Source organism: Pseudomonas sp. RC2C2, assembly GCF_018390435.1.
Classification (GTDB): domain Bacteria; phylum Pseudomonadota; class Gammaproteobacteria; order Pseudomonadales; family Pseudomonadaceae; genus Aquipseudomonas; species Aquipseudomonas donghuensis.
The window spans coordinates 88,791-108,092 of record NZ_JAHBAX010000002.1 but is presented as its reverse complement, the minus strand read 5'-3'; the positions used below and the strand labels follow the sequence as shown (position 1 = coordinate 108,092).

16 protein-coding genes are annotated in these 19,302 nt (G+C 62.9%); 4 read left to right on the top strand and 12 right to left on the bottom strand.

The genetic code is table 11. The annotated features are described in order from the left end of the window. Nucleotides 1–101: 101 nt before the first annotated feature. From KHO53_RS18920 to KHO53_RS18900, 5 genes are all read right to left on the bottom strand, one after another. Nucleotides 102–911 (bottom strand): OmpA family protein, encoded by an 810-nt coding sequence (locus KHO53_RS18920; RefSeq protein WP_036994404.1) that lies wholly within the window; start codon nt 909–911, stop codon nt 102–104. After that, nucleotides 908–1,261: a DUF4398 domain-containing protein gene (locus tag KHO53_RS18915; protein WP_010224697.1), complete on the bottom strand. Its 354-nt coding sequence runs from the start codon at nt 1,259–1,261 to the stop codon at nt 908–910. Before KHO53_RS18915 ends, KHO53_RS18920 begins: the two co-directional genes overlap by 4 nt. Before the next feature lie 9 nt (nt 1,262–1,270). Then, nucleotides 1,271–2,095 (bottom strand): substrate-binding periplasmic protein, encoded by an 825-nt coding sequence (locus KHO53_RS18910; RefSeq protein ID WP_213570659.1) that lies wholly within the window; start codon nt 2,093–2,095, stop codon nt 1,271–1,273. A 115-nt stretch (nt 2,096–2,210) separates the two neighbouring features. After that, nucleotides 2,211–3,140, bottom strand: a complete 930-nt coding sequence (locus tag KHO53_RS18905; RefSeq protein WP_010224701.1) for an electron transfer flavoprotein subunit alpha/FixB family protein — start codon at nt 3,138–3,140, stop codon at nt 2,211–2,213. Then, complete coding sequence (locus KHO53_RS18900) at nt 3,141–3,890, bottom strand: electron transfer flavoprotein subunit beta/FixA family protein (RefSeq protein ID WP_010224703.1); 750 nt, start codon at nt 3,888–3,890, stop codon at nt 3,141–3,143. A gap of 544 nt (nt 3,891–4,434) precedes the next feature. On the opposite strand from KHO53_RS18900, the gene KHO53_RS18895 reads away from it, so the two are divergent. Then, the gene (locus tag KHO53_RS18895; protein WP_036994401.1) at nt 4,435–6,099 is read left to right on the top strand and encodes an electron transfer flavoprotein-ubiquinone oxidoreductase; all 1,665 of its coding nucleotides are present in this window, start codon (nt 4,435–4,437) and stop codon (nt 6,097–6,099) included. A 148-nt stretch (nt 6,100–6,247) separates the two neighbouring features. Here KHO53_RS18895 and KHO53_RS18890 read toward each other — a convergent pair whose 3' ends face one another. From KHO53_RS18890 to KHO53_RS18880, 3 genes are all read right to left on the bottom strand, one after another. Then, nucleotides 6,248–7,558, bottom strand: a complete 1,311-nt coding sequence (locus KHO53_RS18890; protein ID WP_213570658.1) for an MFS transporter — start codon at nt 7,556–7,558, stop codon at nt 6,248–6,250. A gap of 107 nt (nt 7,559–7,665) precedes the next feature. Further along, complete coding sequence (locus KHO53_RS18885) at nt 7,666–8,151, bottom strand: histidine kinase (RefSeq protein WP_213570657.1); 486 nt, start codon at nt 8,149–8,151, stop codon at nt 7,666–7,668. Nucleotides 8,152–8,330: 179 nt separating this feature from the next. Beyond that, a complete protein-coding gene (locus tag KHO53_RS18880) occupies nt 8,331–8,810 on the bottom strand; it encodes a sigma-70 family RNA polymerase sigma factor (RefSeq protein WP_213570656.1) in 480 nt (159 codons plus the stop codon). A 226-nt stretch (nt 8,811–9,036) separates the two neighbouring features. Here KHO53_RS18880 and KHO53_RS18875 point away from each other — a divergent pair, with 226 nt between their 5' ends. From KHO53_RS18875 to KHO53_RS18865, 3 genes are read left to right on the top strand one after another with little or no spacing between them, the layout of a single operon-like run. Continuing rightward, nucleotides 9,037–10,215 carry an efflux RND transporter periplasmic adaptor subunit gene (locus tag KHO53_RS18875; RefSeq protein ID WP_010224709.1) on the top strand — a complete coding sequence of 393 codons (1,179 nt, stop codon included), beginning with the start codon at nt 9,037–9,039 and terminating at the stop codon, nt 10,213–10,215. Continuing rightward, entirely contained in the window at nt 10,216–12,183 is a 1,968-nt protein-coding gene (locus KHO53_RS18870) for a MacB family efflux pump subunit (RefSeq protein ID WP_036994396.1), read from the top strand. Between the two features lie 3 nt (nt 12,184–12,186). Then, complete coding sequence (locus tag KHO53_RS18865; protein WP_213570655.1) at nt 12,187–13,587, top strand: efflux transporter outer membrane subunit; 1,401 nt, start codon at nt 12,187–12,189, stop codon at nt 13,585–13,587. A 79-nt stretch (nt 13,588–13,666) separates the two neighbouring features. Here KHO53_RS18865 and pvdP read toward each other — a convergent pair whose 3' ends face one another. The 4 genes from pvdP to KHO53_RS18845 all read right to left on the bottom strand — a co-directional run bounded on the left by pvdP (nt 13,667) and on the right by KHO53_RS18845 (nt 19,146). After that, the gene (pvdP, locus tag KHO53_RS18860; protein WP_026001406.1) at nt 13,667–15,289 is read right to left on the bottom strand and encodes a pyoverdine maturation tyrosinase PvdP; all 1,623 of its coding nucleotides are present in this window, start codon (nt 15,287–15,289) and stop codon (nt 13,667–13,669) included. Between the two features lie 280 nt (nt 15,290–15,569). Next, a complete protein-coding gene (locus KHO53_RS18855; protein ID WP_213570654.1) occupies nt 15,570–16,982 on the bottom strand; it encodes an aspartate aminotransferase family protein in 1,413 nt (470 codons plus the stop codon). A gap of 158 nt (nt 16,983–17,140) precedes the next feature. Continuing rightward, nucleotides 17,141–18,466, bottom strand: coding sequence for an ATP-binding protein (locus KHO53_RS18850; RefSeq protein ID WP_213570653.1), 1,326 nt, complete (start codon nt 18,464–18,466; stop codon nt 17,141–17,143). Next, nucleotides 18,463–19,146, bottom strand: coding sequence for a response regulator (locus tag KHO53_RS18845; protein WP_010225961.1), 684 nt, complete (start codon nt 19,144–19,146; stop codon nt 18,463–18,465). Before KHO53_RS18845 ends, KHO53_RS18850 begins: the two co-directional genes overlap by 4 nt. Between the last annotated feature and the right edge of the window lie 156 nt (nt 19,147–19,302).

The following is a 19,302-nucleotide window of genomic DNA, read 5'->3' as shown; positions in this document are numbered from 1 at the left end:
AGTTGCGTGACAGAGGCTGGCGTGTGCCATTTTTCACAACCAGGTGATCGCCCATAAAAAAACCCGGAGCTGTGCGGCCTCCGGGTTTCTTCATCTATTACTCAGCGCGCCGCGCCAAGCTTGCCCTTCTCGTCGGAAAAGACGATCTCGACCCGACGGTTCTGCGCCCTGCCCCGCTCCGAGGCGTTGGCCTCGACCGGATACTGGTCGCCATAGCCTTCGACCTGGATGCGTTTTTCATCGACGCCCAGATCGATCAGCATATCTGCCACCGCCTGCGCCCGATCACGGGAGAGCTTGAGGTTGTCTTCCGGCGTACCGGTGCTGTCGGTGTAGCCCTCGATACGCACGACCCGCTTGGGGTTGAGCTGAAGGAATTGCACCAGCTTGAGCACGGTGCGGCTGGCCGAGTTCTTCAACTCCGCATGCCCGGTATCGAACAGCACGTCGCCCAAGGTCATGACCAGGCCGCGATCGCTCTGCTCGGTGGCCAGGCTGACAATCTGCGCCTCCAGCCACTTGCCCTGCTGCTGCACGCTGGCAAGCTTGGCTTCGCGCAGGGCCAGCTGCAGGCGCTGACGCTCGAGCTCAAGCTTGGCCAGACGTTCCTGATTGAGCACCAGGTTGCTGTGCTCACGGGCGATGTCGCTGTAGCGCTGGCTCAAGTAAGCGTAATGACGCACATCGGCACCGGTGCCCAGATAACTGGACAGGCGCTCGGCACGGGCCAGGGATTCACCGGCACGAATCACGTCACGCGGCGCGCTGCGCAACACGTCGGAATCGTCCTTGACCGTCTGAAACTTGGCCGTAGCCTCATCCAGCGCCACCTCGCTGCGCTGGCTGGCACAACCCTGCAAGCCCACCACGCCGAGCAACAACAGTGCCACCAAAGGTTTGATCGAACTCACCGCTGCTCCCCCAACTGTTTACGCAGGCGATTGACCCGCGACTGCAGCAAGTCCAGCTGCTCCTTGCTCTTGACCGTCAGCACCCGCGCCTCGGCCAGACGCGCATCGAGCTCGGCCTGCTCGGCGCGCATGCGCGCGTCGCGATAGGATTCACTGGTCATGTTGGAACGAGCCCGGGCCAGTTTGTCTTCAGCCAGCTTCAGCTCGGCCACTTCATCGGTGGCACCGACCGCCTTGGCCTGCTCCAGCGCCTGCTCGGACAAGCGCAGCTGTTCATTGGGGGCCGGGTCATTGGCGCACCCGGCCAGGGCCAGCAACGCCAGAACGGCGAATAGTGAATGAGTTCTCACGCAATCTTCCTACTGTTTAGGGGCATCCAGCGGCGCCTGCATCTGCGCTTTCCAGCGTTCGACATTACGTTGCAGTACCGCCTGGGACACGCCGGAGGCCGGCAATTCTGTCAGTTTTTTTGCCAGTTGTCCGCGCAACCAAGCGTCATTGCACGCCGAATTATGCGACAGCGCCAGGTACAACCCCGGACGGTCCAGGGGCAAGCCGCGGGCAATCAACTCGTTGCTCATGCCCAGGGTCTGAGCCATGGCCATGCCGGCGTAGCGACCGGCCAGCACATAGTCGACCTGGCCGAGCAGCAGCTTCTGGAAGGCCTGGGTCAGGTTCTGTGCCGGCGCAAGCTGCAATTGACTCCTGGCATAGGCGGTAAATTCGGGTGTCATCCGCGCCTTTTCCGAGATGCTGCCCTGATGCTCATGCAAATCGGCCAGGGTGTTGTACACCAGCGTCGAATCGTGGCGGGTCCAGACTACATATTCATTGTTCAGCAACGCGGGGTGAACATAGTCGACCGTGGTCAGCTCGGCCACCGCGAAGGGTGAGTCGATCAGCAGGTCGACACGCCCGCTGCGCACCTCTTCCAGCGCCTGGCTGCGGCTGCCGCTGTCGAGGACTTCGACTTTGAGCCCCAACTCGCTGGCGACCTGCTTGAACAAATCAACGTTGGCACCCATCAAGTGCTTGGGATCTTGCGGGTCGCGCCACGAATAAGGCGGGGCATCGGGGCTGCCGGTGGCCACCAGCCGCTCGCACTTACCCACCGCCCAGGCTTGCAACGGCATCAACACCGCAGCGAACACCAGCGCCGTGTTTATCCGGCAACGCCTTCCCATGCAACGACTCCCTGATCTTTTTACCCCGAATGAAAAAGCCCGATCCGACGGGCTGTGCAAGGCAGGCCTGCACAGCCCGAACGGACCGGGCTCTTTTATAAGTGAAGCAGCTGGATTAAACCAGCTTCTCCAGCTCAGGGATGGCTTCGAACAGGTCAGCCACCAGGCCGTAGTCGGCCACCTGGAAGATCGGCGCTTCTTCGTCCTTGTTGATCGCAACGATCACTTTGGAGTCTTTCATGCCGGCCAGGTGCTGGATCGCGCCGGAGATACCGACGGCGATGTACAGCTGTGGTGCAACGATCTTGCCGGTCTGACCGACCTGCATGTCGTTGGGTACGAAACCTGCGTCGACCGCAGCGCGCGAAGCGCCAACGGCAGCGCCGAGCTTGTCGGCCAGGGCGTACAGGTGCTTGAAGTTGTCACCGTTCTGCATGCCGCGACCGCCGGAAACGACGATCTTGGCAGCGGTCAGCTCTGGACGGTCGGACTTGGCCAGCTCTTCGCCAACGAACGCCGACTTGCCCGCGTCGTGGGCAGCAGCGACGGCTTCAACGGCAGCCGAACCACCTTCGGCGGCAACGGCGTCAAAGCCGGTGGCACGTACGGTGATGACCTTGACGGCAGCGTTCGATTGCACGGTGGCAATGGCGTTACCGGCGTAGATCGGACGCTTGAAGGTGTCAGCCGATTCAACCGAGATGATCTCGGAGATCTGGTCGACGTCCAGCAGCGCGGCAACGCGCGGCAGGATGTTCTTGCCGTTGGAGGTGGCAGGTGCCAGCACGTGGCTATAGCCCTTGCCCAGCTCGGCGACCAGTGGCGCAACGTTCTCCGGCAGCTGGTGAGCGTAGGCGGCATTGTCGGCAACCAACACCTTGGCAACGCCGGCGATCTTGGCCGCAGCTTCAGCGACGCCAGCGACGTTTGCGCCTGCGACCAGCACGTGGATGTCACCACCGATCTTGGCGGCAGCAGCAACAGTGTTCAGGGTGGCCGGGGCAACGGCACCGTTTTCGTGTTCAGCGATAACCAGGATAGTCATTTAGATTACCTTCGCCTCGTTCTTCAGTTTCTCGACCAGTTCAGCAACCGACTTGACCTTGATGCCAGCGCTGCGAGCAGCCGGCGCTTCGACTTTCAGGGTCTTGTTGGTGGAGGCGGTGGAAACGCCCAGCGCGTCTGGAGTAACGGTTTCCAGCGGCTTCTTCTTGGCCTTCATGATGTTCGGCAGCGACGCGTAGCGCGGCTCGTTCAGGCGCAGGTCGGTGGTGACGATGGCTGGCAGGTTCAGCGCAACGGTCTGCAGGCCGCCGTCGATTTCACGGGTGACGTTGACCTTGTCGCCAGCGACTTCGACCTTGGAGGCGAAGGTGCCCTGGGCGTAACCGCTCAGTGCCGCCAGCATCTGGCCGGTCTGGTTGTTGTCGCTGTCGATGGCTTGCTTGCCAAGGATCACCAGCTGCGGTTGCTCTTTGTCGACCACTGCTTTGAGCAGCTTGGCCACGGCCAGCGAAGTCAGCTCTTCAGCCGATTCGACCAGGATGGCGCGGTCGGCACCCAGTGCCAGGGCAGTACGCAGTTGCTCCTGGGCAGTGGCCGGGCCGACGGTAACGACGACGATCTCGCTCGCAACGCCCTTTTCTTTCAAGCGCACGGCTTCTTCTACGGCAATTTCGCAGAAGGGGTTCATGGACATCTTGACGTTAGCAAGGTCGACGCCGGAGTTGTCCGCCTTGACGCGAACCTTGACGTTATAGTCGACCACTCGTTTGACAGCTACAAGAACCTTCATGGATTCCTCGTTACTCTCCGGTGAAAAGAATGTCGCCTGGGACAAACCCGGCGATTGCGCGTGGGTACAAGGGCACCTCTAAAAACGATCACAGGTGGACGAATTTAACCCTGACCCAGCAGTCTCGATTCGGCCTGTCAGTTGCAAAACCCGTGGGTCATTATTTGTCGTGGCGTGTAAACTCCACTACAAAGCGGGTTGTGGCGTAACTACCCTGCTTTTCGCCTGGTTTTTAGGGGTGCTCCTGCATCCGGCGGTCAGCCTACGGCGAGCGCAAAACCGCTCGTATCTTGACCGTAACGCCCAATCCGGTCAATACGGCAAACCGGTCAGCTTCAAGCCGCGCTTCTTTGATTTTACTGGGCTGGGGCAAATTCAAACAAACGTTTGTATTGGACCCCGTGAGTGGTGTAGATATAATGCGCGGCCAAGAGAAAGCGGTGTAGTCCGTCATCGCTCGAGCTACAACCCGAGCGTCTGAAAAATGACCGCCTGACACCCGCCAACAAAGAAAAACCGATGAGCCTTGAGTAGGAGAGAACCTGTGGAACGCGAATACATGGAATTCGACGTGGTCATTGTCGGCGCTGGCCCGGCTGGCCTGTCCGCCGCCTGCCGACTGAAGCAGAAGGCCGCCGAAGCCGGTAACGAAATCAGCGTCTGCGTGGTCGAGAAAGGCTCGGAAGTCGGCGCCCACATCCTCTCCGGTGCGGTATTCGAACCGCGCGCCCTGAACGAACTGTTCCCGGACTGGAAAGAGCTCGGCGCGCCGCTCAACACCGAAGTCAAACGCGACGACATCTACGTGCTCAAGGATGCTGGCAGCTCGATCAAGGTCCCCGACCTGTTCGTGCCCAAGACCATGCACAACCAAGGCAACTACATCATCTCCCTGGGCAACCTGTGCCGCTGGCTGGCCCAGCAGGCCGAGAACCTGGGCGTGGAGATCTACCCGGGCTTCGCCGCCCAGGAGGCGCTGTTCGACGAGAACGGCGTGGTCCGCGGGATCATCACCGGCGACCTGGGTGTCGACCGTGAAGGCAACCCCAAAGAAGGCCTGTACACCCCAGGGATGGAACTGCGCGGCAAGTACACCCTGTTCGCCGAAGGCTGCCGTGGCCATATCGGCAAGCAGCTGATCAAGCGCTTCAACCTCGACAGCGAGTCCGACACCCAGCACTACGGCATCGGTCTCAAGGAAATCTGGGAAGTCGATCCGGCCAAGCACGAACAGGGCCTGGTGGTGCACACCGCCGGCTGGCCGCTGGACGTGATGAGCCCCGAAAATACCGGTGGCTCGTTCCTCTACCACCTGGAAAACAACCAGGTAGTGGTCGGGCTGATCGTCGACCTGTCCTACAGCAACGCCTACCTGTCGCCGTTCGATGAGTTCCAGCGCCTCAAGCACCACCCGGTGATCAGCAAGTACCTCGAAGGGGGCAAGCGCATCAGCTACGGCGCCCGCGCCATCAGCAAAGGCGGCCTGAACTCGCTGCCGAAGATGGTCTTCAACGGTGGTGCACTGATCGGTTGCGACCTCGGCACCCTGAACTTTGCCAAGATCAAGGGCAGCCACACCGCGATGAAGTCCGGCATGCTCGCCGCCGAAGCGGTGGCCGATGCCCTGCTGGCCGGCAGCGAAGGCGGCGACCAGCTCAACAGCTACGTCGAAGCGTTCAAGGCCAGCTGGCTGCATGAAGAGCTGTTCGCCAGCCGTAACTTCGGCCCGGCCATGCACAAGTTCGGTCCGATCTTCGGCGCGGCGTTCAACTATGTCGACCAGAACTGGTTCGGCGGCAAGCTGCCGTTCACCCTGCACGACACCAAGCCGGACTATGCCTGCCTGAAGCTGGCCGCCGACTCGAAAAAAATCGACTATCCAAAACCGGATGGCAAGCTGAGCTTCGACAAGCTGAGCTCGGTGTTCCTCTCCAGCACCAACCATGAAGAAGAGCAGCCATGCCACCTGAAACTGGCTGACGCGAGCATCCCGATCGCCACCAACCTGCCGCTGTACGACGAACCGGCGCAGCGCTATTGCCCGGCCGGCGTGTACGAAGTGGTCACCCAGGAAGACGGCAGCAAGCGCTTCCAGATCAACGCCCAGAACTGCGTGCACTGCAAGACCTGTGACATCAAGGACCCTTCGCAGAACATTACCTGGGTCACCCCGGAAGGCGCCGGTGGCCCGACTTACCCGAACATGTAAGTCCGCTGGCAGCTAAAAAAAGCCCCCTCGCCGTTGTGGCCAGGGGGCTTTTTTATGCTTTGCATCAGGCCAATCTGACCTCTGCGAACAACTCAGGGTGCCCGATCAGCGGTCATTCAGCGAGTAACGATTGTCACAGCAGATGAACTCAGCAGCGTACCGCCTGATCTTCGAAGGCCAGCGCCTCGCGTGCGCCGAAGTACATCGCCGTGAGCACACCCACCGCGCCCATGACCAGACAAAAGCCGACACATACCCATGGGCTCCACGGCATCAGGGCAATCAGCAGCAACGGCGTGGTGCTCGCCCACAGGGCGTAGGCAATGTTGTAGGTAAAGGAAATCCCCGACACACGGATCTGGGCCGGGAACAGCCCGACCATCACCGACGGCACCACCCCCACCACCCCACAGGCCAGGCCTGCAAGCGCATAGGCCAGCCCGGTCCAGCCCCAACCACTGACCAGGCTGGCATAGAGACCGGCAATGCCCAGCGGCAGCAACAGGCTGTAGAACATCAGCGCCCGCCAGGCGCCGATACGGTCGACCAGCAAACCCGCCAGCACACAACCGATGTTAAGGAAGACGATACCCATGCTGCTCAAGGCAAAGGTGTGCCCGGCGCTCATGGCAAAACGCTGCTGCATCACCGTCGGGGTGATCACCACCAGCACCACCACCGCCGACGTCAGCACGCACGTCAGCAACGCAGCCGGAATCAATGCGCGGCGATGGTCACGCAGGACGGTACGCAGCGGAAAGGCCGGCGGCTGCGCACGTTGCTCGCGCAAGGCGAGAAACACCGGCGTCTCGCTCAGCCAGCGGCGCAGCCACACACCAATCACGCCAAACACACCGCCGAGCAGGAACGGGTAGCGCCAGGCGTAATCGAGAATTTCCTGCGGGCTGAACAGCTGCGCCAGCGCCGTCGCAGTCAAGGCGCCCAGCAGGTAGCCGAACGTCAGCCCCGCTTGCAGGAAGCCCAGGGCATAGCCGCGCCGCCCGGGCGGCGCATGCTCGGCGACGAAGGTCCAGGCGCTCGGTACCTCGCCGCCCACCGCTGCCCCTTGCAGGATACGCAAGGCCAGCAAGATCAGCGGCGCCGCATAGCCGATATCGGCGTAGGTCGGCATGACACCGATCAGCAGGCACGGCAGGGCCATCATCAGGATGCTCAAGCTGAACACCCGCTTGCGCCCCAGATGATCGGCAAAATGGGCCATCAGGATGCCGCCCAGCGGCCGCGCCAGGTAGCCGGTGACGAAGATCCCGAAGCTCTGCAGCAAGCGCAGCCATTCGGGCATCTGCGGCGGGAAGAACAGCTGGCTCAAGGTCAGGGCGAAGAACACGAAAATGATGAAATCGTAGATCTCCAGCGCCCCGCCCAACGCCGCCAGGCTCAGGGTCTTGTGATCGCGGCGCGACAGCTGCAACGGGCGTGCAGGGTCAGTGGCAGTCATAGAGGTATCCGCAAATGAACAGAAGCCGGCGCGACCGGGCGCCAGGGCAAACGCAAGAGGATAGCAAATGCCGACCGACCGTACCCAGCGCAAAGGCCGGGACAGGCCTAGGACTGACGGGAAAACGCGGTCTGGGCGAAGTTCATCCGCCGCGGGGCATAGCCCTGGTTGGCAGCGCGCTCGGCAACGGCGGGCAAGCGCCCAAGCACCTGCGGCGAATCGATGATGTTCATGAAGGACTGGATGGTTTCGTTGTCCGGGACCTTGGGCAGGCTGACGCTCACTGCCCGGCGCTGGCTGTCAGGAATGGTGGGGATCTTCAAATGCTGCGATTCATACAACAACGCGTGCTGAATCAACGGGTTGACCTGGCAAAAGCGCTCGAGGTCGACCCCGGCATGGCTGGCCAGGTCGATATTGCCCAGCAGCAGGTTGAACGGTTGCAATGCACTTTGCACCAGGCGCTGCAGATCTTCGAAACTCTCGACCGGGGCGATGCGGTAGTAGCCCATGCCATTGAGCATGCGCTCCAGTTGCAGCAACTGCATCGGGTGTTCGTCGGCGATCAGTATTCGCAGCGATTTGTTCGGCATTGTCTATGACCAAGGCAAACAGCGTTAGCGATGTTCCTTGACCATACTGCGCCACTCATCAATTGCAGGCTATTGGCGAGCACCCGCCAGATAAAGGGTCTGTATTGATAGTTGTCGGGAATCGGGCAGAAATCAAGCAACGTCACCACGAATTTTTCACATCCGCCCCGCGCCTGGCCTTACTGCGACTCCCATTCGCGCATCCGCACCCGGCAGTGTTTCATGGCATTGACAATGTGTTTTTCCACCAGACTGCGCGAGACACCCAGGCGCTCGGCAATCTGCGGGTGCGACAGGCCATCGAGCTTGCGCAGCAGGAAACACTCGCGACAAGGCTGGCTGAGCTCGGCCAGGGCACGCTGCATCAGGTCCAGGCGCTGGTTGAGGTCCATGTTCTGGGACGGCGCCGGAGAAAAGAAACGCTCATCGGTATCGAGCACTTCAAGTGGCTCGGCCTGGCGCAGCAGCCCGCGCCGATGACCGTCGATCACCAGGTTCAGGGCCGTACGGTAGAGAAACGCGCGCGGATGCTCTATGTCATTCCCGCCAGTGCGCTCCAGTACCCGGATATAGGCATCGTGGGCAACGTCTTCAGCGGCCTGCCGGTTACCCAGGCGGGCACAAAGGAAACTCACCAGTTCGCGATAGTAGCTTTCCAACACAACACCTGGCCGCGACATCTGCGGGAATTCCCTTGGCTCTGGGTTAAGCGGGTCTGAATGATGGCAGAATGCAATAATACAAATTATAATTATTCTCAGCAAGCACCTCGCACCCCGGTAAATTCCAACGCCTTCACCTCGTTTACCTGGGAGCCTCCCGTGCCTGTCGAGTCATACCGCCAGGGTGAAGTCACGGGCCCTACCTTCTGGCTGGAACCCCTGCATGAGACGTTCTTCCACTCGCCGCCGCGCGGCCCTCTACAGCCTCGGCCTGCTAAGCCTCGGCGCCCTGCTCGCCTGGACAACCCTGCCAGCCGGCAGCGACCCGCTCAGTACCGTGGCCGTCACCCGCGGGGATATCGAAAGCAGCGTCACCGCCCTGGGCACCTTGCAACCCAGGCGCTATGTGGACGTTGGCGCCCAGGCGTCCGGACAGATCCGCAAACTGCATGTGGAGGTTGGCGACCAGGTCAAGGAAGGCCAGTTGCTGGTGGAAATCGACCCTTCGACCCAGCAGGCCAAACTGGATGCCGGGCGTTTTTCGATCGAAAACCTCAACGCCCAGCTCGATGAGCAGAAGGCCCAATACCAGTTGGCCGAGCAACAGTACAAGCGCCAGCGCAACCTTGCCGCTGGCGGGGCAACCCGCGAAGAGGACGTACAAAGTGCCCAGGCCCAACTCAAGGTGACCCAGGCGCGCATCGACATGTATCGCGCACAAATCCGCCAGGCCCAGGCCAACCTGCGCAGCGATGAAGCCGAGCTGGGCTACACGCGCATCTATGCACCGATGTCCGGCACCGTGGTCGCTGTCGATGCTCGCGAAGGCCAGACCCTCAACGCCCAGCAGCAGACCCCGCTGATCCTGCGCATTGCCAAATTGTCGCCCATGACCGTCTGGGCGCAGGTCTCCGAAGCCGATATCGGCCACGTGAAGCCTGGCATGACGGCCTATTTCACCACCCTGGCCGGCGGCAAACGGCGCTGGGCCAGCAGTGTGCGGCAGATTCTACCGGTGCCGCCCAAACCCCTCGATCAAACCAGCCAGGGCGGTGGCAGCCCGGCCAGTGCCAGCGGCAGTGGCGCCAGCAGCAAGGTGGTGCTCTACACCGTGCTGCTGGATGTAGACAACCCGGACAACGCATTGATGGCGCAGATGACCACCCAGGTGTTCTTTGTTGCCGGGCGCGCCAGCAAGGTGCTGACCGTGCCGGTGGCGGCACTGGATGAACACGCCGATGGCAATGACCTGCGCATCGCCCAGGTACTCGACAGCAACGGCACGGTCAACCAGCGCCAGGTGCGCACCGGATTGAGCGACCGCCTGCGGGTACAGGTGCTCGACGGCTTGACCGAAGGCGAGCGCCTGCTGATCGGCGCACCCGCCGCGAGCGGGGGTTGAATGTCCACGCCCCTGATCGAACTGCGCGATATCCGCAAATCCTATGGCGGCATCGATACGCCCAAGGTCGAGGTGGTGCGCGGTATCAGCCTGGCCATCCACCCGGGCGAGTTCGTTGCCATTGTCGGCGCCTCCGGCTCCGGCAAATCAACGCTGATGAACATCCTCGGCTGCCTGGACCGCCCCACCTCAGGCAGCTACTACTTTGCGGGCAAGGACGTTGCCGAGCTCGACACTGACGAACTGGCCTGGCTGCGCCGGGAGGCCTTTGGTTTTGTCTTCCAGGGTTACCACCTGATCGCCTCGGGCTCGGCCCAGGAAAACGTCGAAATGCCAGCGATCTATGCCGGCACCCCCGCCACCGAACGCCACGCCCGCGCCGCCGCCCTGCTCGAGCGCCTGGGCCTGGCCAGCCGCACCGGTAACCGCCCGCACCAGTTGTCCGGCGGCCAGCAGCAACGGGTGTCGATCGCCCGCGCCTTGATGAACGGCGGGCACATCATCCTCGCCGACGAGCCAACCGGCGCGCTGGACAGCCAGAGCGGCGCCGAGGTGATGGCACTGCTCGACGAACTGGCCAGCCAGGGCCATGTGGTGATCCTGATCACCCACGACCGCGAAGTCGCGGCACGGGCCAATCGGGTCATCGAGATTCGCGACGGGCTGGTGCTCAGCGACTCGGCAGCGCAACAGGCCTGCCCCGAACCCGGCACTCGCGGGCTGCGGGCCGAAGACCTGCGCCAGCGCCTGAGCCAGGGCGCGACCCTGAACGGGGCCTGGAAAGGCGAGCTGGTCGAAGCCCTGCAAGCGGCCTGGCGGATCATGTGGATCAACCGCTTGCGCACCGCCCTGACCCTGCTGGGGATCGTCATCGGCGTAGCGTCGGTGGTGGTCATGCTGGCCGTCGGTGAAGGCAGCAAGCGCCAGGTCATGGCGCAGATGGCCGCCTTCGGTTCGAACATTCTTTACCTCAGCGGTAGCGCGCCGACCCTGCGCGAACCTGCCGGGGTCGTAACCCTCAATGATGTCGCCGCAGTCTCCAGCCTGCCTCAGGTGAAGATGATCATGCCAGTGATCGGCAGCAAACTGATGGTGCGCTACGGCAGCAACAACCAACAGTTCTATGTCGGCGGCAACAACACGTATTTTCCCGAGATTTTCAACTGGCCGGTGGTCGAGGGCAGTTTTTTCACCGAAGCCGACGAACAGCACGCCGCAGCCGTCGCCGTGATTGGCCAGAAAGTACGCGAAAAGCTGTTTGGCGCCAGTACCAACCCCATCGGCCACTACATCCTGGTCGAAAACGTGCCCTTCCAGGTGATTGGCATGCTCGCCGGCAAAGGCGCCAGCTCCGGGGACCAGGACAGCGACGCGCGCATCGTGGTGCCCTACTCGGCTGCGGCAATCCGCCTGTTCGGCAGCCGCGACCCGGAGTATGTGACCATCGCCGCCGCCGACTCGCGGCGCGTGGCCGACACTGAAGCGGCCATCGACCGACTGATGCGCAAACTCCACCATGGCAAGCACGACTACGAGCTGACCAACGACGCGGCGCTGATTCAGGCCGAAGCACGGACACAGAACACCTTGTCGCTGATGCTGGGTTCGATCGCCGCCATCTCCTTGCTGGTGGGTGGCATCGGGGTGATGAACATCATGTTGATGACGGTTCGCGAGCGCACCCGCGAGATCGGTATCCGCATGGCCACCGGCGCCCGCCAGCGCGACATCCTGCGTCAGTTCCTCAGTGAAGCGGTGCTTCTGTCGATGGTCGGCGGCGTCACCGGCATTGCCCTGGCGCTGTTGATTGGCGGCGTGTTGCTCCTGGCCGATATTGCCGTGGCCTTCTCCTTGCCCGCCGTGCTCGGCGCCTTTGCCTGTGCAGTGATCACCGGCGTGGTGTTTGGTTTCATGCCGGCCCGCAAAGCCGCCCGCCTCGACCCGGTCAAAGCCCTAACCAGCGAATAATCCATGAACCTGCCCTGCCGTCTCAGTTTCCTCTCGATCAGTTTGGTGCTTGCCGCCTGCACGTCGACCGCCCCTACACTTTCAAGCGGCCTGCAGGCGCCAGCGCAGTGGCAAGGCCAGGCGACCAGCACCCCGCTGCCCCACGAGAACTGGTGGCGGCAGTTCTCCAGCCCCGCGCTTGATCAACTGATCGAACAGGCCAGGCGCAACAGCTTCAACCTGGCCGCTGCCGCAGCGCGTATTCGCCAGGCCCAGGCTTCGGCGGTCATTGCCGGCGCGCCGTTGTTGCCCGAGCTCAAGTTCGGCCTCGATGCCAGACGCCAACGCCTGCTGCATGGCAACGGCTTCGACCAGCTCGATGCCAGCAGCCGCGAACGCACCAGCACCTCGTTCGGCACCCGCTTGAGCGCCAGCTACGAAGTGGACTTCTGGGGCGGCAAGACTGCCGCACGCGACAGCGCCCTGTTCAACCTGGATGCCAGCCGTTTCGATCGCCAGACCGTCGAACTGACCCTGCTCAGCGGCGTCGCCAACAGCTACCTGCAGAGCCTGGCCCTGCGAGAGCAGGTGCATATTGCCCGCCTCAATCTGAGTAATGCCGAGGATGTCCTGCGCCTGGTCGAAACCCGCTATCAATCCGGCTCGGCCACCGCCCTGGAACTAGCCCAGCAACGCAGCCTGGTTGCCGGCCAGCAACGCCAGGTACCACTGTTCGAGCAGCAGTTGCAGGAGGCGCGCATCACCCTGGCGACCTTGCTCGGCGAGCCAGTGCAGGCGCTGCCCGCCCTTGAAGAATCGATCACCCGCCTGAACTGGCCGCAAATCGGCAGCGGCGTGCCCAGCGAGCTGCTTAGCCGCCGTCCGGATATCGCCACTGCCGAAGCCAGCCTGGCCGCTGCCCAGGCAGACGTACGGGTAGCCCGCGCGGCGATGCTGCCGAGCCTGACCCTGGGCGCCGACCTGGGTTCAGGCGCCGATACCTTTACCCAGGTGATGCGTAGCCCCTACTACACCTTGAGTGCCGGGTTGGCTGCGCCGATCTTCAACAACGGCCGCTTGCGCGCCGAACGCGACAAAGCCCGCGCTAAGCAGGATGAACTGCTGGAGAATTACCGCAGCAGCATCATCAACGGCTTTGCCGATGTCGAAAGGGCCATCAATGGCATCAGTGGCGTCGACCAGCAGCGCCAGTCGCAGGATGAGGAAGTGGAGCAGGCGCAGATCGCTTTCAGACTGTCTGAGCGCCGCTACCAGGCGGGTGCCGAGACCCTGCTGACAGTACTGGAAACCCAACGCACGCTGTATCAAGCCCAGGACCAGCAGGTACAACTGCGCCTGGCCCGGTTGCAAGGCAGCGTGGCGCTGTACAAGGCATTGGGTGGCGGATGGCAGGTGGTTCGCTAAATCATTGGCCTGCCTGCACAAACCCTGTGGGAGCCGGCCTTGCCGGCGATGGCCTGCAAAGCAGGCCCAATACAAGGAATCAGGAAACAATCCCGCGCAATGACAGATGCCGCGCATACCAGGGCCGTTGCGGTACCCGGCGGACCAGGTCGCCAATCTTGTCGTCCTCACCAAAAGTGATACGCAAGGCCAGCTTCATGGTCTCTACATCCATTTCCACCGACTTGCCGGGGAACATCCCTGGCGTGGTACTGCAACCATGGGTCACTGGCCCCAGCCACGGGTCATCGACTTCGACCCAGCGTCCCGGGGCAAACCACTGCACCCCATTGACCTCAAGACGCCGTACTTGCCCGGGGTTGTAGCGCTCGTGGGCCCGGAACCAGTCCTCGATGCGGTCATCGATCCAGCCGTGAAAGCCCCAGAACACCGGATTCACATGGGACGAGAACGGGTCGCCGAGAAAGTCGTTTTCTGCTCCGAACCAACGCCCGGCAAAATCGGCCGGATCACGCGCAAAGGGAACCGGAGCACCGTTGACCGGGTCACGTGGCACCGAGGCCCAGCCCATGTGCAGCCAGTCGTGCAGGTTCATCTCCAGCTCCGAACCGAACGTGCCAAGGGTCAGCTTCGACAGGTACAGCGGGTCCTGGTACTGCGACTCCCAGACCTGAAAGTTACTGCAGAACGTCTCCCCGGCCTTGATCGCCGAGACCCACTGGCCATAAGCCTCATCGCCCGGCGCCCGCCACCCGGGCGGCACGCAGTAGCCATCGTGGTTATCGTAGTAGCGGGCAAAGCCCTGGCGGTCGTGCTCGACACTGGGTTGCGGCAAGGGGAAATGCCTCCAGGAAGGCAGGTCCTGCATGGAGCGGGCAGTGCCCAGCATGTGTCGGTGCATGAACAAAAAGTCCACCCCCGAGCCATTGCGATGCTTGCGCGGACCTCGGGCATCACGCTCCCGCTCGCGCGGGCCAGGCTGCCAGCCCAGGCCGCGCAAGGCACCGTGCTTTTCTTTCGGCAAGCGGTGCCACTTGTCACGGGTGGCATGCCAGAGTTGATGGAACAACCGGTGTTCGGGGCTGATCAGCCAGGCCTGCAATTGCGGTGTATAGGGCAACCGCTCACGGGCCTCGGGAAACAGACGTTTGACGGCGACGAAACGGCTGTCGGCCAGGGGCAACGCCATAGAACGATCCAGCGGCTGCAAGCGGCCACTGAGGGTACCGCTGCCGGCATTGCCGAAGTTGCCCCAGACTTCATCCAGGCTCGCCGAACATTCGTAGCCCGGCCCACCCAGGTTGCTCATCAGTCGCCAGCGCACCGTGGCCGTAGAGGCCGCCAGCAAGTCACCCAGCACCCGGTAAGCTGCCGGCCCATCACTGCGCAGGACGCTTTCGCGATCGACATATCCGCGCAGGCCACGGCCCTTGGTGGCGACGTCCAGGTACATCAGCACGCCTTCGCGAGGTAAGCCGGCCAGGCCGCCATCGACACCGTCAAAGCGCAGCTCCCAGACCCCACGCAACTGATCGGCCAATTGCTGGCCAGCGCTGTCGGCCAGCTCGACGCTGGCCTCGCCGGGGGTCACGATATCGTCCTCGGGATCATGGGTCAGTTGCTTGTGCGCATAGTAGGCGGCTGGCACCGTCGCGCCCGCCACTGCCAGACCAGCTATGAATCCTCGTCGCGAAATCGTCATCGTCCTACCCGTATCAGCCATGAAGCAGGCTTTATCCAAGCTAGGACGTATCCTGAAAGGGTAAATTTAAGGTTCTTCACGGAATCCTGGGGGGCTAGGATCCTTGGCTTGGCTTGGCTTGTTCCGGCTGCGAGCTTATCCATTTGCTGTGGCGCCGCTGCCAGCAGCGGCGCCACACCGAATGGATAAGCCCACAACCTCAGCATCCCAACCCAGGACTCCGTTAAGAACCATAAAAAAGCCCGGTGCACTGCACCTGGCTTTTTTCCATAACGGAGGTTTACAAGCTCGCCACCGCCGCGCCGACGGCACGGGCAAACCGTCCGGCCACTTCATCGACTTGCTCAGCGGTGATGATCAGCGGCGGCAGGAAGCGCACCACCGCCCCCTGACGGCCACCCAATTCGAGGATCAAACCGCGCTTGAGGCATTCACACTGCACCAGCGGTGCCAGACGCGGGCAGACTGGCGGATGCCCTTGGGTATCGAGCCGGCCATTGGGATCGACCAGCTCGACACCCAGCATCAAGCCACGGCCACGGATGTCGCCCAACTGCGGGAAGTCTTGCTGCAGACGCCGCAGATGGCCGGCTAGACGCTCACCCATTTCCTCGGCGTGCGCACACAGGTCATGCGCCTTGAGGAAATTGATCACCGCCGAGCCTGCGGCCATGGCCATCTGGTTACCCCGGAAGGTGCCGGCATGCGCCCCTGGCTGCCAGGTGTCCAGCCATTGGCGGTAAACCACCACCGCCAGCGGCAGGCTACCGCCAATGGCCTTGGACAGCACCACGACGTCAGGGGTGATGCCCGCGTGCTCGAATGCGAACATCTTGCCAGTGCGGGCAAAGCCGCTCTGAATCTCATCGACGATAAGCGCTACACCGGCTTTTTCAGTGATACGCCGCACACCGCGTAGCCACTCGATATCCGCCGGAATCACCCCGCCTTCGCCCTGGACCACTTCAACGATCACCGCCGCCGGCAATTGCACGCCGCTTTCCGGGTCGCTCAGCAGGTTTTCCAGGTAGTGCAGGTTGACCTTCACACCCGCCTCGCCGCCCAAGCCAAAAGGGCAACGGTAGTCATAAGGGTACGGCAGGAACTGCACGCCATTGGCCAGCAGGGCCGCCAGCGGTTTCTTCGGCCCCAGGCTCCCCATCAGGCTCAGCGCCCCTTGGGACATGCCATGGTAGCCACCCTGGAACGACAGTACGGTGTTGCGCCCGGTGGCGGTGCGGACCAGTTTCAGCGCCGCTTCCACCGCATCGGTGCCGGTCGGCCCGCAGAACTGGATTTTCGCTTCGCTGCGCAGTTGCTCCGGCAGCAGGCTGAACAGGTCCTGGACGAACTGGTCCTTGACCGGCGTAGTCAGGTCCAGGGTATGCAGCGGCAGTTCATCGGCCAGCACTTGCTGGATCGCTTCGATCACCACCGGGTGGTTGTGGCCCAGGGCCAGGGTGCCGGCACCGGCCAGGCAGTCGATGAACTGACGCCCTTCGACGTCCTCGACATAGAGGCCACGGGCACGCTTGAGCGCCAGCGGGATACGCCGCGGGTAGCTGCGGGCATTGGATTCCTGCTGGTTCTGTCGGGCCAGTAACGGCGATTCGTCGAATGCGTAAAGTGTTTCAGGAGCCAGGGTGTCCGAAGACACCGGGTGCGCCTGGGCAAGGCTGATAGCGACTGACATCGGGGAAAACCCTCGCAAGCAAGCGGATGTGCCCGTCACGCGCCTGTTACCAGATGGGTGCGGGTTGTTATCGCTTGAAAAACGCTTCAGCGCCGCGAGGATTTAGCCGCTTGGCTGTCACCGCTGAGGTTTTTTTCTGGCCCGCAGTACACAGCCCCTCATTGCGCGCGTGTGCGCAATGGAATCTGCAGCAGTACCCGCAAGCCATCGCTGCGGCTGTCAAAGCGCAAGCTGCCGGCGCAGCGCTGGACGATCGCCTGGACGATGGCCAGGCCCAGCCCGCAACCGCCACTCTGGCTGTTGCGCCAGAAGCGTTCGGTCAGGTGCTCAAGGTCCTGGTCGGCAATGCCCGGGCCGTGATCGCGGACCAGGAACGCCACCCGGTCCTGCTCCACCTGCACCGCCAACTCCACGGGTGCGCTTGCGCGGGTATGCCGCAGGGCGTTGTCGAGCAGGTTGCGCAAGGCCGTCACCGCCAGCGGCGTGGGCATGCCGAGGTAGACTAGGGCCGCACCGGGTGCCAACTGCAGATCAATACGCCGGGCGTTGTCGATGCCGGTGTCCTGAATCGCCTGGCGAGCGATCTGCTCGGCATTGCATTGCAGGCCATCTTCGAACGACAGGCGACCTTCCACCCGCGCCAGCAGGAGCAATTGCTCAAGCGTCCGATGCAGGCGATCAGCGCCCTGTTCGGCATGCTCCAGCGCCTGCTCGCGGACCTCGCCGTCGGTCATCCGGGCCACCTGCAGGTGGGTCTTGATCGCGGTCAGCGGGCTGCGCAGCTCATGGGCGGCATCATCGGTCAGCCGCCGTTCGCGCTCGATGGTCTGGCCGATGCGCAGGAACAGCTGGTTCTGGGTTTCCAGCAACGGTTGCAGCTCACTGGGCAGGCCGCGCACCTGCAGCGGCTCAAGGGAATCCGGGCTGCGCCGGCGCAAGGCATCGCGCATGCGGTTGAGCGGCGCCAGGCCCTTGCCAACCCCCATCCACAGCAAACCGAGACTGCCGAGCAAGGCCATCAGCACCGGCGCCGAGGCCGCCAGCAGGATCGAACGGTTCAGGGCCTCGCGCTCCTGGTGGCGGTCGGCGGTGGTGATGCGTACATCGCCATGGGCATAGGTGAAACTGCGCCAGCGCGCACCATCGATGGTCTGGTCGTGAAAACCGCTGCGCTGGTCGTCGAGGGTCTGTTCGTTGTTGTGGCTGCGGGCGAGGATTTCACCCCGCAGCGAGCTGACCTGGCAGGCCATGCCGTCGACGCTCAGTTGATCAGCGCTCAGGCGCGTGCCCTCGCCCTTGCTCGACAACGGCTGCGGCAACTGGTCGACGAGACCTGCGACCATGCGCGCCGAGGCCACCAGGCGTTGATCGAGGGAGAACATCATCTGCATGCGCAGGTCGCGCAGCATCCACGCCGCCGCCAGCACCCAGATGACGATGAAGGCGGTACCCAGGATCAGGGTCAGGCGCAAACGCAGGGTCATGGTTGCGGCTCCTGCGGCAATTGCGCCGGCCCCAGGCGATAACCCAGGCCACGCACCGTTTCGACGATACCGTTGCCCAGCTTGCGCCGCAGGTGATGGATATGCACGTTCAGGGCATTGCTCTCGACCTCGTCACCAAAGCCGTAGACGCTGTCCTTGAGCTGCTCGCTGGACAACACCCGGCCACGGTTGTGCAACAGCGCCTGCAACAGCGCCTGCTCGCGGCGCGAGAGGTCGACCGGCTGGCCGCCCAGGCAGGTTTCACGGCTGCTGGGGTCGTAGCTGAGCGGGCCGTGTTCGATGACGTTCACCGCCCGCCCGGCCGCACGGCGCAACAAGGTGTGCAGGCGTGCGGCGAGCTCGCGCAGGTCGAAGGGTTTGAGCAGGTAGTCGTCGCCACCGGCTTGCAGGCCCTCGACCCGATCGGTGACCGCATCGCGGGCGGTGAGGATCAGTACCGGCAATGAATGACCCTGCTGACGCAAGCGCTGCAGCAGCTTGAGGCCGTCTTCGTCGGGCAGGCCCAGGTCGAGCACCATGACATCGAATGCTGCGGCCTGGAGCATGGCCTGGGCCGCGCTGGCGCTGGCCACCCGGTCGACGGTCATGCCCTGGGCGGTCAGGCCGGCGCTGATGCCGCTGGCGATCAGGTCATCATCCTCGCAGAGCAATACGTGCATGGTCGGGTCTCGGTCATGAAAGGCCTTATTCAAGCCCAGGCGGATTAACCGAGGATTATGCCGCGCCAGGCCACAGCCGTCGCGGCCTTGGCGACAATCGTCAGGCGCCGGGTTAACTTTCGGTTAATCGGGCTGGGCCAAGCTTGGCCCTTCATC

What these genes read in the sequence shown, in the direction of transcription:
- KHO53_RS18910 (WP_213570659.1), bottom strand. Translation starts at nt 2,095, where the DNA reads ATGGGAAGGCGTTGCCGGATAAACACGGCGCTGGTGTTCGCTGCGGTG.
- KHO53_RS18905 (WP_010224701.1), bottom strand. Translation starts at nt 3,140, where the DNA reads ATGACTATCCTGGTTATCGCTGAACACGAAAACGGTGCCGTTGCCCCG.
- KHO53_RS18900 (WP_010224703.1), bottom strand. Translation starts at nt 3,890, where the DNA reads ATGAAGGTTCTTGTAGCTGTCAAACGAGTGGTCGACTATAACGTCAAG.
- KHO53_RS18890 (WP_213570658.1), bottom strand. Translation starts at nt 7,558, where the DNA reads ATGACTGCCACTGACCCTGCACGCCCGTTGCAGCTGTCGCGCCGCGAT.
- KHO53_RS18885 (WP_213570657.1), bottom strand. Translation starts at nt 8,151, where the DNA reads ATGCCGAACAAATCGCTGCGAATACTGATCGCCGACGAACACCCGATG.
- KHO53_RS18875 (WP_010224709.1), top strand. Translation starts at nt 9,037, where the DNA reads ATGAGACGTTCTTCCACTCGCCGCCGCGCGGCCCTCTACAGCCTCGGC.
- KHO53_RS18870 (WP_036994396.1), top strand. Translation starts at nt 10,216, where the DNA reads ATGTCCACGCCCCTGATCGAACTGCGCGATATCCGCAAATCCTATGGC.
- KHO53_RS18865 (WP_213570655.1), top strand. Translation starts at nt 12,187, where the DNA reads ATGAACCTGCCCTGCCGTCTCAGTTTCCTCTCGATCAGTTTGGTGCTT.
- pvdP (WP_026001406.1), bottom strand. Translation starts at nt 15,289, where the DNA reads ATGACGATTTCGCGACGAGGATTCATAGCTGGTCTGGCAGTGGCGGGC.
- KHO53_RS18855 (WP_213570654.1), bottom strand. Translation starts at nt 16,982, where the DNA reads ATGTCAGTCGCTATCAGCCTTGCCCAGGCGCACCCGGTGTCTTCGGAC.
- KHO53_RS18850 (WP_213570653.1), bottom strand. Translation starts at nt 18,466, where the DNA reads ATGACCCTGCGTTTGCGCCTGACCCTGATCCTGGGTACCGCCTTCATC.
- KHO53_RS18845 (WP_010225961.1), bottom strand. Translation starts at nt 19,146, where the DNA reads ATGCACGTATTGCTCTGCGAGGATGATGACCTGATCGCCAGCGGCATC.